This window comes from Mycobacterium sp. SVM_VP21, assembly GCA_024758765.1.
In the GTDB taxonomy this organism is placed as follows: domain Bacteria; phylum Actinomycetota; class Actinomycetes; order Mycobacteriales; family Mycobacteriaceae; genus Mycobacterium; species Mycobacterium heraklionense_C.
Genome location: CP101406.1, coordinates 682,788 through 697,835 on the forward strand (window position 1 = coordinate 682,788; position 15,048 = coordinate 697,835).

The window sequence follows — 15,048 nt, forward strand, 5'->3', positions numbered from 1 at the left end:
AGTGTAGTGGCGGCAAAAGTCAGCCGGACCAACGGCGGGCATGGTGAAGTGGAGGCACACCGCATCGGAAGAAGGAGGACACGTGCTGGGTCTGCCCGAAACGGTGCGTGCCTGCCTGTTCGACCTCGATGGAGTGCTCACCGACACCGCCAGCGTGCATACCCGGGCCTGGAAGGCCATGTTCGACGCCTACCTGTCGCGGCGCGCCGAACGCACCGGTGAACCGTTCGTGCCGTTCGACGCAGAAGGTGATTACCGGCGCTTCGTCGACGGCCGCAAACGCGACGACGGAGTGCGCGCGTTTCTGGCCAGCCGCGGCATCACGCTGCCCGACGGCGCCGACGACGATCCACCCGACGCCGAAACCGTGCACGGTCTGGGCAACCGCAAAAACGAGGCGTTCCAGGTGACGCTGCAGGCCGACGGCGTGGAGGTGTTCGAGGGGTCCCGGCGCTACCTGGCGGCGGTCACCGCTGCCGGCCTGGCCACCGCCGTGGTGTCAGCCAGCGCCAACGCCGGTGACGTGCTGGCGCTCACCGGTCTGGAGAAGTTCATTGCGCAGCGGGTCGACGGCGTGACGCTGCGCGCCGAACACATCGCGGGCAAACCCGCACCGGACTCGTTCCTGCGGGCCGCGCAGCTGCTCGGGGTCACCCCCGCCGCGTCCGCGGTGTTCGAGGACGCGCTCTCGGGGGTGGCGGCCGGTCGAGCCGGCGGGTTCGGCTTTGTGGTGGGCGTCGACCGGGTGGGCCAGCGCGATGACCTACTGAGCCACGGCGCCGATGTCGTCGTCACCGATCTGGAGGAACTGTTGTGAAGGCGGGCCGATGATCTCCGAGGACTACTTCCCGATCGAACCGTGGCAGATCCGCGAAACCCACCTCGATCTGGATCTGCTCGGGCAGACCGAGTCCCTGTTCGCACTGTCCAACGGACACATCGGCTTACGCGGCAACCTCGATGAAGGCGAACCGCACGGCCTGCCCGGCACCTACCTGAACTCGTTCTACGAAGTACGGCCGCTACCGCACGCCGAGTCCGGATTCGGTTACCCGCAGGCCGGGCAGACCGTCGTCGACGTGACCAACGGCAAGATCATCCGGTTGATGGTCGACGACGAACCGCTGGACGTCCGCTACGGCGAGCTGATCGACCACGAGCGCATCCTCGACCTGCGAGCCGGCACCCTGTCCCGCCACATCCACTGGCGCTCGCCGGCGAAAAAACAGGTCAAGGTGCACTCGACCCGGTTGGTGTCGCTGGCGCACCGCAGCGTCGCGGCCATCGAATACGTCGTCGAGGCGATCGACGAATTCGTCCGTGTGACGGTGCAATCCGAGCTGGTCGCCAATGAGGACCAGCCGCCGACCTCCGACGACCCGCGAGTGGCGGCGATCCTGGAGAATCCGCTGGAGGCCGTCGAACGCGAGAACACCAACACCGGTGCGGTGCTGGTGCATCGCACCCGCGCCAGCGAACTGATGATGGCTGCGGCCATGGATCACGAGGTCGAGGTACCCGGCCGGGTCCAGGTGTCCACCATGACGATCGCCGACGTGGCGGCGACCACCGTGGTGTGCGGCCTGCGCCCGGGGCAGAAACTGCGCATCGTCAAATACCTGGCCTACGGCTGGTCCAGTGAGCGGTCCCGGCCCGCGCTGCGCGATCAGGCCATCGCGGCGCTGACCGGTGCCCGCTACAGCGGCTGGCAAGGGCTGGTCGACGCCCAACGCGCCTACCTCGACGAGTTCTGGGACGGTGCCGACGTCGAGGTCCACGGCGACCCGGACTGCCAGCAGGCGATCCGCTTCGCGCTGTTCCACCTGCTGCAGGCCAGCGCCCGCGCCGAACGCCGAGCCATCCCCAGCAAGGGTCTGACCGGCACCGGTTATGACGGCCATACCTTCTGGGACAGCGAGAGTTTCATCCTGCCGGTGCTGATCTACACCGCTCCGCACGCCGCAGCCGACGCGCTGCGCTGGCGAGCGACCACGTTGGATCTCGCGCGCGGGCGAGCGACCGAGCTGGGGCTGTCCGGCGCGGCTTTCCCGTGGCGGACAATCCGTGGCCAGGAGTGCTCCGGGTACTGGCCGGCAGGCACCGCCGCCTGGCATATCAACGCCGATATCGCGGCGGCGTTCGAGCAGTACCGGGTAGTCACCGGCGACAACACGGTGGAGCAGGAGTGCGGGCTGGCGGTGCTGGTCGAGACCGCGCGACTCTGGCGCTCGCTCGGGCACCACGATCGGCACGGGGTGTGGCACCTGTACGGGGTCACCGGACCCGACGAATACACCGCGATCGTCCGCGACAACGTGTTCACCAACCTGATGGCCGCTCACAACCTGCGCACCGCCGCCGAGGCGTGCGCCCGCCACCCCGACGCCGCCCACGAACTGGGGGTCACCACCGAGGAAATGGCCGGCTGGCGGGACGCGGCCGACGCGGCGCACATCCCCTATGACGAGGAACTCGGGGTGCATCCGCAGTGCGACGGTTTCACCACGGCCGCGGAATGGGACTTCGACACCCGCAACACCTACCCCCTGCTGCTCAACGAACCCTATGTACGGCTGTATCCGGCCCAGGTGGTCAAACAGGCCGATCTGCTGCTGGCCATGCAGTGGCGCTCCCACGCGTTCACCGACGAGCAGAAGGCCCGCAACGTCGACTACTACGAGCGGCGCACGGTGCGCGACTCGTCGCTGTCGGCCTGCACCCAGGCCGTGATGTGCGCCGAGGTAGGGCATTTGGAGTTGGCCCACGACTACACCTACGAGACGGCGTTCGTCGACCTGCGCGATCTGCACGACAACACCCGTGACGGCCTGCACATGGCGTCGCTGGCTGGGACCTGGCTCGCTTTGGTGGCCGGGTTCGGCGGTCTGCGTGACGACGCCGGCGTGCTGTCGTTGGATCCCGCACTGCCGGACGGGATCTCACGGCTACGGTTTGGGTTGCGCTGGCAGGGATTTCGGGTGACGGTCGACGCCAACCACAGCGAGGTCACCTACACCCTGCGCGATGGCCCCGACGGCCGGCTGATGATCAACCATGCCGGGGAGGACGTCGAACTGAGCACGCAGTCCCCGACCACGCTGCCCACCCGTCGGCGTGAACCACTGTTGCCCACGCCGCCCCAGCCGCCCGGGCGCGAACCGACGCACCGCCGGGAGGTGGCGCGCTAGGAGCCTCAGCGCATCTTCGCCGACCAGCGCAGGGCGCCGTCAGCTTGGCGGCCCGCTGATCCGCTCCAGCTGTGCGGCCACCTCCGCACGCAGCTCGTCGCCGGTCAGCTTCTCCAGACCGGCCGCCGAGCGCAGGAACGGCTCGAACAGCCACCATCCGAGTTGCAGCGCAACGGCGTTCGCGACGGCCAGCCGGGCGGTCGGCTCGTCGTGACGGAAGCGCTGCTGGTCCAGCAGCCGCTCGATCGCGGGAAACCGGCTCTGTAACTGCCCCACCGGATAGCCGTCGAGCAGTGCGCGGGCCATCACCCGCAGCTGCCGGTCGGCCACCGGTTCCACCTGATCGGCGGGGGCCCCGGCCTCCAGCAGCACGGTGAGCTCGCCGCCGAGGTGGTCGAGCACGGCACCCACCAGCCGATCCTTGGCGCCGAAATGGCGGAACACCAAGCCGTGGTTGACCTTGGCCCGCGCAGCGATGTCCCGGATCGACGTGGCGGCTGGTCCGCGTTCGGCGAACAGCTCGGCGGCCGCCGCCAGGATCGCCGCAGACACCTCTTCCCTGCCGACCGGGGTCGCGGCCCGCCGCCCGGTTGCCGAGTCTGTAGTCATATGACTACACTAGCGCACACATCATGTAGTCACATGACTACAGATGATCCGAAAGGACAACCCGATGACTGTTCCCCCGTTCTCCATCACCCGGCTTGGCAGCCGCATCGGCGCCCGCGTCGACGGCGTGCGCCTCGGCGGTGACCTCGACCAGGCCATGGTCGACGAAATCCACCAGGCGCTGCTGCGCTACAAGGTGCTGTTCTTCCAGGGCCAGCACCACCTCGACGACGACTCCCAGCACGCGTTCGCCACGCTGCTGGGCAACCCGGTCGCCCACCCGACGCTGCAGCGCGACGACGCGCCGCTCATCACCCCGATCGACTCCGAGTACGCCAAGGCCAATCGCTGGCACACCGACGTCACGTTCGTACCCGACTATCCGGCGGCGTCGATCCTGCGGGCGGTCACCCTGCCCAGCTACGGCGGGTCCACCCTCTGGGCATCCACGGCGGCCGCCTACGACACACTGCCCGAACCGCTGAAGCGGCTCACCGAGAACCTGCGAGCGCTGCACAGTAACCGTTTCGACTACGCCCTGGGCGGCGCCGTCGCGGTTCCCGACGAGGTCCGCGCCATGGCGGTGCGGTTCCAGATGCCCGACCTGCGCACCGAGCACCCGGTAGTACGGGTGCACCCGGAGACCGGGGAACGCACACTGGTGGCGGGTGATTTCGTGCGCGGCTTCGTCGGCCTCGACGACCACGAGTCACGCGTACTGCTGGATCTACTGCAGCAGCGGATCACCTTGCCGGAGAACACCGTTCGATGGAGCTGGGAACCCGGCGATGTCGCTGTCTGGGACAATCGCGCCACCCAGCACCGCGCTGTTGCCGACTACGACGACCAGCACCGGGTGATGCACCGAGTCACGCTGGCCGGCGACGTCCCCGTCGACGTGCACGGAAACCCCAGCCGGGTGATCAGCGGTGTTCCGCTGCAAACGCTCGCCAGCTGAAACCCGCTGCGGACTCAGCCGACCGCGTCGGTGCGCTTGTCCGGCCAGCGCAGCGCGCCGAATGCGCCGCTGGGCACCGCCGGGTTCTTCGGCGCGATCGGGTCGAGGCGCCGGTAGGCCTCGCCCTGGGCCGGCCGCAGATCGGCCTCACCCTTGTTGGGCCACAGCGACGCGGCCCGCTCGGCCTGCGCGGTGATCGACAGCGACGGGTTGACGCCGAGGTTGGCCGACACCGCCGCGCCGTCCATCACCGCCAGAGTCGGGTAGCCGTACACCCGCTGGTAAGGGTCGATGACGCCGTGCTCGGGGCTGTCCCCGATCGCCGCCCCGCCCAAGAAGTGCGCGGTGAGCGGGATGTTGAACAGCTCACCCCAGGTGCCGCCTGCCACCCCGTCGATCTTGGCGGCCATGCGGCGGGTGACCTCGTTGCCGACCGGGATCCAGGTCGGGTTGGGCTCACCGTGGCCCTGTTTGCTGGTGTAACGGCGGAGGCCGAGCTTGCCGCGTTTGGTGAACGTGGTGATGGAGTTGTCCAGGTGCTGCATCACCAGGGCGATCACCGTGCGTTCGCTCCAGTGCCGAGGGATCAGCAGCCGAAGCATACGGGGGGGATTCTTGCCGGCCTGGCCCAGCAGCTGCAGCCACCGTGGCACCTTGGTGCCCTGCGGTCCGGCGCCGTCGGTCATCAGGGTTTGCAGCAGGCCCATGGCGTTGGAACCCTTGCCGTAGCGGACCGGTTCGACGTGGGTGTCGGCGGTCGGGTGGATCGAGGAGGTGATCGCCACCCCGTGGGTCAGGTCCAAATCCGGATCGACCTTCAAGGTTGCTGCGCCCACGATGGATTCGGAGTTGGTGCGAGTAAGTACCCCAAGCTTGCTGGAAAGGTTGTCCAGCTTTCCTTTGTCCCGCATCTTGAACAGCAGCCGCTGGGTGTTGTAGGTGCCGGCGGCCAGAATCAGATGCCGGGCGGTGAAGGTCTTGCGGTGCCGCCGCGCGCGCCGTCCGGTGCGCACCGTCGTCACCTGCCACAATCCGTCGGCACCCTGTTCGAATGCTGTCACCGTCGTCATCGGATGTATCTGTGCGCCAGAAGATTCCGCCAGATATAGGTAGTTCTTCACCAGGGTGTTCTTGGCGCCCCAGCGGCAGCCCGTCATGCATTCGCCGCACTCGATGCAACCGGTGCGCTGCGGGCCCGCGCCGCCGAAGTACGGGTCGGCCACGGTTTTGCCCGGCTCCTTGGCACCGTTGGCGCCGTCCGGGCCGAAGAACACCCCGACCGGGGTGGCAACGAACGTGTCGCCGACTCCCATCTCATCGGCGACCTGCTTGACGATGCGGTCGGCGTCGGTGAAAGTCGGGTTTTGGACCACGCCGAGCATCCGCTTGGCCTGGTCGTAGTGCGGCATCAGCTCGGCGCGCCAGTCGGTGATGTGCGCCCACTGCTTGTCGGCAAAGAACGGCTCCGGCGGGACATAGAGCGTGTTGGCGTAGTTCAACGACCCGCCGCCGACGCCGGCGCCGGCCAGCACCATGACGTTGTTGAGCAGGTGGATGCGCTGGATGCCGTAGCAACCCAGCTTCGGCGCCCACAGAAACTCGCGCAGATGCCAGGAGTTCTTGGCGAAATCCGCGTCGGCGTATCGGCGTCCGGCTTCCAGTACGCCGACCCGATAGCCCTTCTCGGTCAGCCGCAGCGCGCTCACGCTGCCACCGAAACCAGAGCCGATGATCAGGACGTCGTAGTCAGGCTGCATCGGATCAGTATGCCCTAGCCGGTACCGGTGGTAGCAGGGTCGTCGCGGCCATATTTCGTCGCGATTTTCGTCGTCCGGAGACGAAGACTGGGGCGTCAGGAACCGACGGTCAGGCCGACCTTCTGGAACTCCTTGAGGTCGCAGTAGCCGGCCTTGGCCATTGAGCGACGCAGCCCGCCGACCAGGTTCAACGAGCCGAACGGGTCGTCGGACGGGCCCTCGAGCACCTGCGCCAGGCTGGGGCGCTCGCCGTAGGCGACCTGCATCAGCGCGCCGCGCGGCAGGGAGGGGTGGGCGGCTGCCGACGGCCAGTACCAGCCGTCGCCCTGCGCCTCGGCCGCGCCCGCCAGCGGCGTGCCCAGCACCACCGCGTCGGCGCCGCAAGCGATCGCCTTGGCCAGATCGCCGGACGTGTGGATGTCGCCGTCGGCCAGCACGTGCACGTAGCGCCCGCCGGTCTCGTCGAGGTATTCGCGGCGCGCGGCGGCCGCATCGGCGATCGCGGTGGCCATCGGCACCGAGATGCCCAGCACCTCGTCGGAGGTGGTCACCCCGGAGGTGGAGCCGTAGCCGACGATCACCCCGGCCGCCCCGGTCCGCATCAAGTGCAACGCGGTGCGGTGGTCGATGACCCCACCGGCCACCACCGGGATGTCCAGCTCGGAGATGAAGGTCTTCAAGTTGAGCGGTTCGCCGGCTCCGTCGCGGTCCACGGCGACCCGCTCGGCGGAGATTATGGTGCCCTGGATGACCAGCAGGTCGACGCCGGCGGCCACCAGCGCCGGAGTCAGCGCCGCGGCATTCTGCGGGCTCACCCGCACCGCGGTGGTCACTCCCGCCCCACTGATGCGCGCCACCGCGGCGCCGAGCAGCTCGGGGTTCAGCGGCGCGGCATGCAACTGCTGCAGCAGCCGGATCGCCGCCGACGGCTCGGGTTCCTTGGCGGCCGCTTCGACTACCTGGGCGATCTTGGCCTCGACGTCGGCGTGGCGGCCGATCAGTCCTTCGCCGTTGAGCACACCCAGTCCACCGAGCCGGCCCAGTTCGATGGCAAACTCCGGGGAGACCAGCGCGTCGGTGGGATGAGCCAGCACCGGCATCTCGAAGCGGTAGGCGTCCAGCTGCCAGGCAGTGGACACATCCTTGGACGAACGCGTGCGCCGGGACGGCACGATGTTGATGTCGTCGAGCTCATAGGTGCGACGGGCGGTGCGGCCCATGCCGATCTCAACCATGTCACGCATGCGGGGTCACCCTTATCTCTCCGCGAGACCGACGTTTTGCAGCAAAAGTACGAGAAGCGACCTGCAAAACGTCGGTTTCGACGCTTAACGCACGTAGTAGTTCGGCGCTTCGACGGTCATGGTGATGTCGTGCGGGTGGCTTTCCTTCAGCCCCGCGGCCGTGATGCGCACGAACTGTGCCTGCTGCAGCGCCTCGATGGTGGCCGAACCGGTGTAGCCCATCGCCGCCCGCAGCCCGCCGGTGAGCTGGTGGATGACCGTGCTCAACGGGCCCCGGAACGGCACCCGGCCCTCAATGCCCTCGGGCACCAGCTTGTCCTCGGAGAGCGCGTCGTCCTGGAAGTAGCGGTCCTTGGAGTAGGACTTGGCTCCACCCCGGCCCTGCATGGCGCCCAGCGACCCCATCCCGCGGTAGCTCTTGAACTGTTTGCCGTTGACGAAGATCAGCTCGCCGGGCGACTCGGCGGTGCCGGCCAACAGTGAACCCAGCATCGTCGTCGAGGCGCCGGCGGCCAGCGCCTTGGCGATGTCTCCGGAGTACTGCAGTCCCCCGTCGGCGATCACCGGCACACCGGCCGGGGCACACACGGCGACGGCCTCCATGATGGCGGTGATCTGCGGGGCGCCCACCCCGGCGACCACCCGGGTGGTGCAGATCGAGCCGGGGCCCACCCCGACCTTCACCGCGTCGGCGCCGGCCTCGACCAGCGCCGCGGCGCCGCTTCGGGTGGCCACGTTGCCGCCGACCACATCGACCCGCTCCCCCACTTCGGCTTTGAGCTTGCCCACCATGTCCAGCACCCCGCGGTTGTGGGCGTGCGCGGTGTCCACGATCAGGACGTCCACCCCGGCATCCACCAGCGTCATCGCCCGGATCCAGGCGTCGTCGCCAACACCCACCGCGGCACCCACCAGCAGCCGCCCGTCGCTGTCCTTGGTGGCCAGCGGGTGCTGCTCAGTCTTGACGAAGTCCTTGACGGTGATCAGCCCGGTCAGCTTGCCATGGCCGTCGACGATCGGGAGTTTCTCGATCTTGTGCCGGCGCAGCAGGCCCAGTGCGGCGTCGGCGGAGACGCCCTCCTGCGCGGTGATCAGCGGCGTCTTGGTCATCACCTCGGCGACCGGCTTGTTCTGGTCGACCTCGAAGCGCATGTCCCGGTTGGTGATGATGCCAACCAGGGAGCCCTTGTTGTCGACCACCGGCAACCCGGAGATCCGGAAGCGGGCGCACAGCGCATCCACCTCGGCCAGGGTGTTCTCCGGCGTACAGGTGACCGGGTCGGTGACCATCCCGGCCTCGGACCGCTTGACGGTCTCGACCTGGCCGGCCTGCTCGGTGACGGGCAAATTGCGGTGCAACACGCCCATGCCACCGGCGCGGGCCATCGCAATCGCCATCCGGGCCTCGGTGACGGTGTCCATCGCGGAGCTGACCAGCGGCACCTTGAGCGCGATGTTGCGCGTGAGCCGACTCGCGGTATCGGCGGTGGCCGGCACCACGTCGGACGCTGCCGGAAGCAGCAGGACGTCATCGAAGGTCAACCCCAGCATCGCGATCTTGGGGGACTGTCCGTCGAGCGCGCCACCGGCGTATACCGCATCATCCTGCGGGCCCATGGCATCAATCATCGGAGCGCTGACCTCTGTTTTGGACAACCAACGGCCATCTGGGAGCCTCCACTACAAAACCGGGGTGAGAAGTCCATCTTAATCGCGGCGCGCAGCTGCGTTCGCCCGCCACCACCCTTGACCTCCGGGCGGGCCCCTGGACCCACCGCTGGCGTTCTGTCATGGCGACTGCGTACCCTGATGGGCGTGCGTGACCACCTGCCACCCGGTTTGCCGCCCGACCCGTTCGCCGACGATCCGCATGACCCGTCTGCGGCGCTGGACGCCGTCGAACCGGGCCAGCCGCTGGATCCGCAGGAACGGACCGCAGTCGAGGCCGATCTCGCCGATCTGGCGGTCTACGAAGCGTTACTGGCGCACAGGGGAATTCGCGGCCTAGTGGTGTGCTGCGACGACTGCCAGCAGGACCATTATCACGACTGGGACATGCTGCGCGCCAACCTGCTGCAGCTGCTCATCGACGGCACCGTCCGGCCGCACGAACCGGCCTACGACCCGGAACCAGACAGTTACGTGACGTGGGATTACTGCCGCGGTTACGCCGATGCGTCGCTCAACGGGGCGACCTCGGAAGCCGACCGCTACCGCCGATTCTCGGCCCCTGATTAGGGCCGCTGCCAGCTGCCACCGCGGTGGCGCACCAGTTCTGCGGCCCCGTCACGCAGACCGCGTAACTCTTCAGCCGTCCGCGTAGTGCTGCCGACATCGGCCAACATGCACGCCAGCGCCCATCGCAACGGCACCAACCCCAGCCGCCCGGTGTCCTTCAGCGCGGCGTCGGCCACGGCGCGCGCCCGCTCGATCTTCCCCGCACAGCACAACGCACCGGCGAGCACCACCTGGCTTTTCACCCGGTGTCGCACCATGCCATCGCTCACAAGCTCGCACGCCTGCTCGGCATGACGCACCGCGGCGGCTCCGTCGCCAGTGACCATCGCCAATTCTGCGGTCACCCAATGCCGGCGGACCATCAGGCGCGGCGGTGCGGTGCACGGCTCCGGTTCGGCGCGGGCCAGCAGTGCCGCCGACGCCGCGAAGCGCCCGACTCCCAGGGCGTCGGCGGCCAGCCCGACCAGCGCATCGGCGCGGGCCTCCAGGTCGACTTCGCGGTCTTTGAGGGCCAGCGCCAGCGCCCGGCCGTCGAAGCCGCGGGCCAAATCGTGCCCGCCGAGTTGGCGCAGGAACGAGCCCCGCGTGCTGTAAGCCAGGGAGGCCAGCGGTCCGGCCGGCACCTCGCGCACCAACGCCGCCAGATCGGCGGCGGCGCTGGCGTAGCGCCCCTGCCCCCCTGCCGCGACGGCGCGCAGCCACCGCTGCCGGGGATTGGTCGCCTCGGGCAGGGGCCAGCGGCCGGGTTCATCGCCGAAAGCGGCGGCCACTAGGACGGCATTTGGGTCGTCAATCATCGCTGGCGACGTTACGCGGTACCGCTTTCGCATAACCACTCCACAGAATGCGGAATAACATCCACTCTCACGGAAACTCCACCCGTTTAGGCCAGTCTTTCTTAACCATCGCGTTGGTTTTACTTCAGATCGTTTCGTTACCGTCCCCTCGGCGCCGGAAGACAGCCGGCGCTGCTTTACGCGCACCACCTGAGATACCGCTCGACAAGCCGCATCCGAAAGATCCGGCCCCAACAGCGTTTTGAGAGGGGTTCCCATGCCACAGGTTGAGCAATTGCCCGGCCGCAACGCGGACGTATGGGATTGGCAGCTCCGGGGAGCGTGTCGAGGGGTCGACTCGTCGGTGTTCTTCCCGCCCGACGGCGAGCGCGGCCGCGCCCGCGCCCAGCGCGAACAGAACGCCAAGAAGTGGTGCCGCAATTGCCCGGTGCTGGAACAGTGCCGCACGCACGCACTCGCCGTCGGTGAGCCCTATGGCATCTGGGGCGGCATGTCCGAAGCCGAGCGGCACGCCGCGCTGCGCTGCAACCTGCGCCCCAGCGGCTGATTACTTCCCGACCGGCCGCGGCGTCACATCCGCGGCCCGTGGGCACCCTGAGCAGCCCCCGGTTAGCCGGGGGCTGTTCGCCCAACCCACCTCTCCCGGCGACGCGACCGTCGCGCTGAGTTGAGCGCGGATCACTCGGTTCTCCGACCCCAGGCCAGTTGCGCCATTACGCTTTTCTTTCGGCAGCCCGCGAGGCTGCGAGGGTAAGAAGAGCAAGGAGAGCACCGTGAGAAAGCACCTGCTGTTTGCAACCATCGCAGCAGGGTTCGCCGTGGGCCTCCTCGGCGCACCCATCGCGAGCGCTGACGACGAGGGATTCCTTAATGAACTGCGATCCAATGGGTTTCCGGGCCTGACGCTGGGAGACCAGCAATTGCCCGACGGCGTGGTGGTGGCCAACGGTTGGATGGCCTGCAACCGGCTGCGACTGGGCGAGAAGCCCGAACAGACGCTGGCACAGGTGAACCCGAACGATGCCGACAAGGGACGCATGCTGATCAATGCCGCGCAACATCACCTGTGCCCCGACACCCTCTAAACGCGCGATGACATCGCAAGGCAGAGCGGGCAAAAGCGCAGTTGCTCACGTCGTCGCCGTCGGTCTGGTAGCGGCCGGAGTCGCAACCGGCCAACCGGTCGTCCACGCCGCGGCGGCGCTGCTGTCGGCCACCGGGCCGCTGGCGGGCAGCCAAACAGCGCTCATCCTCGGCGGAACCACTGAACCCACGCCCTCACCTGAATTCGCGCGGTCCGCCGAGAACCTGTTTCTGAACCCGCTGGGTTTCAACGGTGGTTCAACCGACTCGATGGTCTGCTACATGGACGGCACCGACCCGTGCAGTGCCCCACTGCAGGTGCTGACGACACCCGAACTGATCCAGCAGGGCCCCAGCAGTCTCACGGCAGCCTCGGCGATCGTCCTCGCCGTCGAGAACCAATTCAACGCCAATCCAGGCGCTTTCGACGCCGAGCATCCGCTGACGATCTTCGGCTACTCGCAAAGCGCCACCGCCGAGTCGATCGCAATGACCCGACTGGCCGAGGCCGGCATTCCCAGCGACGCTCTGCACTTCGTGTTCATCGGCGACCCCTCCACCCCGACCGGCATCTGGCAACACCTGGAAGCGGCCGTGGAAGCGCTGCTCGGCCCCAGCTTGACGGCCTATCTGTTCAATCTTTTCGGCATGACCGATGTCCTGGGCGTCGAAACACCCAATGATCTGTATTCGGCCACCATTTACGGCCTGCCCGGCGACCCGGTCTCCAACTTTGCTGCCGTCTACGCCTCTGAAGGCCTGTGGGGTGCGCTGCTGGATGTCTTGGGCCCGCACGTGTGGTATCTCGGATTGACGCCGGAGCAGGTCGCCGACGCCACCATCACAGTCGACGGCAGCTTGACCTACGTCGATATTTCCGACACCGACATCAACGGCTTCGACGCCTGGATCAATGCGGTTTTCAACGGCGGGGCCGCCAACAGCGGCATCTTCGATAGCCTGTGGGATTCTCTGCAGCTGTTCGTCAATGACTTCTTCTGAGCGATGCATTGCATTTGGTATTCATCGGCAATCCCTCCAACCCGGACGGCGTCTGGCAAAACCTGGAAGCCAACGCGCTGTTGTTCAATGGGGTCGCCACCAGCGATCCGCTCAAGAGCGTGCGGGACTCGCTGGTGCTGCTGTTCATCAACGCGTACTGAACTCAACCGGACTTATCCGGCCGAACTGCGCTGTGCCCTCAGCCGTGCGGCGCCTCGGATATCTTGCTGTCCGGCTTTCCTAACGTCTTGCAGTAGGTCGACACCGACAGACGGGTCGCCGAGATTTCCAGATTCGATGGGTCAGCACCGCTCTTGTCTTTGAGCATCTTGGTGATCTCGTCGTCTTGCTTCTTCTCGTCCTGGTCGACGAAATCCTTGCACTTGGTGTCGCCGCCGGTGTTGATCACCTGCGAGGTCGAGCACCCACTGGAAAGCAGCACCCCTAGCGCAAAGGCGGCAAACGCAACGTTTTTCATCATCGTCACTCCTTACGCCTCACGCCCGACGAGACGCAGCAACCAGAGCAGGATGATCGCGCCCAAAATTGCAGTGAACAAGGTGAACCACCAGCCGCCGCTCGCCGTATCCACGACGAAGCTGAGCAAGAACCCGCCGATCAACGCTCCGACGACACCTACGACTACGTCGGCGAGCAGGCCATATTTGGTCTTCATGGCCATGCCCGCGATCCAGCCGGCAATAGCACCGATCACGATGTAGCCGATCCACCCCACACTGGTCAACGTTGTGGAACGGGCCAGGAATTCGGTGGCCGCCACTGCGTTCATGGTGATCTCCTTTTCGACACCCTTAGCGCCGTTGAGGTCAACGCCGCGGGAGATTCATACCCGTTCTGCGCGACGGCTAATCACCTCTCCGATACGGGGCGCGTTGGCCGGACCGCTGGCGCCCAGCCCGTCCGGTTAGCTCGCGCCCGCCGTGATCACCTCGTTGACCTCGACGGCCCGTGCGGCCATCTCGGCGTGTGCCCGTTCCAGGGATTCGGCTTGGTCCTCGTCGGCCTTCATCAGCGCCTCGATATCGAAGCCGGCCATGTCAAGCACACCCATGTCCCGGAACGCCTTCTGCACCTTGGGACCCCACAAGCCGATGTCCTTGACGATCGGCACGATGCGACTGAACAGGTGCGAACGGAACTGCGTCATCGGCGGTGACGCGTCGACCCATTTCGCACATTCCCTGACGTCCAGGCCGAGAGTCTCGAAGACCTCCTCGCCGCGGAACCGGTCGCGCATCAGGTAACAGGCGTCTACCACGAACTCTTCGCGGTCGTCACGTTCAGCCTCGGTGAGCTCAGAGTAGTAGTCCTTCAACGAGATTCGACCGAAGGCGACATGTCGAGCCTCATCCTGCATCACGTAGGCCAGCACCTTCTTAGCCAGTGAGTCCGGCGCCGCCAGGTCGCGCTGCACCCCGAACGCCGCCAGCGCCAGCCCCTCGATGAGGACCTGCATACCGAGATAGGGCATATCCCAGCGTGAGTCATGCAGGGTGTCATCCAACAGTGCGGTCAAGTTCTTGTTGATCGGGTAGACGATGCCGATCTTCTCTTGCAGGAACCGCGAGAAGGCCTCGACGTGCCGAGCCTCGTCCATGGTCTGGGTGGCCGCGTAGAACTTCGCGTCCAAATCCGGGACTACCTGGACGATCTTGGCCGCGCACACCATCGCGCCCTGTTCGCCGTGCAGGAACTGGGAGAACTGCCAAGCTTGGGAGTGCTGGCGCATCTCGGCGCGACGCGCCTCGTCCGCGGACTCCCACATCGGGCTGCCGAACAGTGGATGGAACTCGTCGGGCAGCCCGATCGGGTTCATCGGGTCGACGTCTTGGGACCAGTCGATGCGTGACTGGGCATCCCACTGCTTGTCCTTGCCCTTCTGATACAGCGACAGCAGCCGCGCTCGACCGTCGTCGTACTCCCACGTGAAGCGCGCGTCGCCGCCGCTGGCGACCTCCCACGAGTAGGGCGTGGGCACGTCGGTGTACTTGTCCCTTGTGGTCATGCGCTGCCGCCTTTACCGGGTGTGACCAGTGGTCTTATGACGTGTATCACACTGCGCCGCGGGCGGCGGTGCGTCAAGCATCGGCGCGAAGACCAAGCACATGACAACACCCCCGGCCCAAACGGCGGGACCGGGGGTGTTGCGTG

The 15,048-nt window shown here is 67.0% G+C and carries 16 protein-coding genes; 8 read left to right on the forward strand and 8 right to left on the reverse strand.

Annotated elements, in window-relative coordinates; translation table 11 throughout:
• Window positions 1-40 precede the first annotated feature (40 nt).
• Window positions 41-817 carry a beta-phosphoglucomutase family hydrolase gene (locus NM962_03445; GenBank protein ID UVO13216.1) on the forward strand — a complete coding sequence of 259 codons (777 nt, stop codon included), beginning with the start codon at window positions 41-43 and terminating at the stop codon, window positions 815-817.
• Window positions 818-827: 10 nt separating this feature from the next.
• Window positions 828-3,188, forward strand: a complete 2,361-nt coding sequence (locus NM962_03450; protein UVO13217.1) for a glycoside hydrolase family 65 protein — start codon at window positions 828-830, stop codon at window positions 3,186-3,188.
• 39 nt (window positions 3,189-3,227) lie between these two features.
• Here NM962_03450 and NM962_03455 read toward each other — a convergent pair whose 3' ends face one another.
• Window positions 3,228-3,797 (reverse strand): TetR/AcrR family transcriptional regulator, encoded by a 570-nt coding sequence (locus NM962_03455; GenBank protein UVO13218.1) that lies wholly within the window; start codon window positions 3,795-3,797, stop codon window positions 3,228-3,230.
• A 64-nt stretch (window positions 3,798-3,861) separates the two neighbouring features.
• On the opposite strand from NM962_03455, the gene NM962_03460 reads away from it, so the two are divergent.
• On the forward strand, window positions 3,862-4,755 hold the full coding sequence (locus NM962_03460) for a TauD/TfdA family dioxygenase (GenBank protein ID UVO13219.1): 894 nt from the start codon (window positions 3,862-3,864) through the stop codon (window positions 4,753-4,755).
• A 14-nt stretch (window positions 4,756-4,769) separates the two neighbouring features.
• On the opposite strand, the gene NM962_03465 is transcribed toward NM962_03460, so the two are convergent.
• The 3 genes from NM962_03465 to guaB all read right to left on the reverse strand — a co-directional run bounded on the left by NM962_03465 (window position 4,770) and on the right by guaB (window position 9,373).
• Window positions 4,770-6,512: a GMC family oxidoreductase gene (locus tag NM962_03465; protein UVO13220.1), complete on the reverse strand. Its 1,743-nt coding sequence runs from the start codon at window positions 6,510-6,512 to the stop codon at window positions 4,770-4,772.
• A gap of 95 nt (window positions 6,513-6,607) precedes the next feature.
• Window positions 6,608-7,747 carry a GuaB3 family IMP dehydrogenase-related protein gene (locus NM962_03470; GenBank protein ID UVO14534.1) on the reverse strand — a complete coding sequence of 380 codons (1,140 nt, stop codon included), beginning with the start codon at window positions 7,745-7,747 and terminating at the stop codon, window positions 6,608-6,610.
• Window positions 7,748-7,840: 93 nt separating this feature from the next.
• Window positions 7,841-9,373 (reverse strand): IMP dehydrogenase, encoded by a 1,533-nt coding sequence (guaB, locus tag NM962_03475; GenBank protein ID UVO13221.1) that lies wholly within the window; start codon window positions 9,371-9,373, stop codon window positions 7,841-7,843.
• Between the two features lie 198 nt (window positions 9,374-9,571).
• On the opposite strand from guaB, the gene NM962_03480 reads away from it, so the two are divergent.
• Entirely contained in the window at window positions 9,572-9,994 is a 423-nt protein-coding gene (locus NM962_03480; protein ID UVO13222.1) for a DUF5319 domain-containing protein, read from the forward strand.
• Here the strand turns inward: NM962_03480 and NM962_03485 are convergent.
• A complete protein-coding gene (locus NM962_03485; protein ID UVO13223.1) occupies window positions 9,991-10,791 on the reverse strand; it encodes a hypothetical protein in 801 nt (266 codons plus the stop codon). The genes NM962_03480 and NM962_03485 overlap by 4 nt on opposite strands.
• 256 nt (window positions 10,792-11,047) lie before the next feature.
• Between NM962_03485 and NM962_03490 the strand changes: the two genes are divergently transcribed.
• The 4 genes from NM962_03490 to NM962_03505 all read left to right on the forward strand — a co-directional run bounded on the left by NM962_03490 (window position 11,048) and on the right by NM962_03505 (window position 13,037).
• Entirely contained in the window at window positions 11,048-11,338 is a 291-nt protein-coding gene (locus tag NM962_03490) for a WhiB family transcriptional regulator (GenBank protein ID UVO13224.1), read from the forward strand.
• A 226-nt stretch (window positions 11,339-11,564) separates the two neighbouring features.
• The gene (locus NM962_03495; GenBank protein UVO13225.1) at window positions 11,565-11,876 is read left to right on the forward strand and encodes a DUF732 domain-containing protein; all 312 of its coding nucleotides are present in this window, start codon (window positions 11,565-11,567) and stop codon (window positions 11,874-11,876) included.
• 7 nt (window positions 11,877-11,883) lie between these two features.
• Window positions 11,884-12,876 carry a PE-PPE domain-containing protein gene (locus NM962_03500; protein ID UVO13226.1) on the forward strand — a complete coding sequence of 331 codons (993 nt, stop codon included), beginning with the start codon at window positions 11,884-11,886 and terminating at the stop codon, window positions 12,874-12,876.
• Between the two features lie 8 nt (window positions 12,877-12,884).
• The gene (locus NM962_03505) at window positions 12,885-13,037 is read left to right on the forward strand and encodes a hypothetical protein (GenBank protein UVO13227.1); all 153 of its coding nucleotides are present in this window, start codon (window positions 12,885-12,887) and stop codon (window positions 13,035-13,037) included.
• 38 nt (window positions 13,038-13,075) lie between these two features.
• Here the strand turns inward: NM962_03505 and NM962_03510 are convergent, their stop codons facing one another.
• The 3 genes from NM962_03510 to NM962_03520 all read right to left on the reverse strand — a co-directional run bounded on the left by NM962_03510 (window position 13,076) and on the right by NM962_03520 (window position 14,902).
• A complete protein-coding gene (locus NM962_03510; protein UVO14535.1) occupies window positions 13,076-13,357 on the reverse strand; it encodes a hypothetical protein in 282 nt (93 codons plus the stop codon).
• 9 nt (window positions 13,358-13,366) lie between these two features.
• A complete protein-coding gene (locus NM962_03515; GenBank protein ID UVO13228.1) occupies window positions 13,367-13,666 on the reverse strand; it encodes a GlsB/YeaQ/YmgE family stress response membrane protein in 300 nt (99 codons plus the stop codon).
• Between the two features lie 135 nt (window positions 13,667-13,801).
• Window positions 13,802-14,902, reverse strand: coding sequence for a ferritin-like domain-containing protein (locus tag NM962_03520; GenBank protein ID UVO13229.1), 1,101 nt, complete (start codon window positions 14,900-14,902; stop codon window positions 13,802-13,804).
• Window positions 14,903-15,048: the final 146 nt, after the last annotated feature.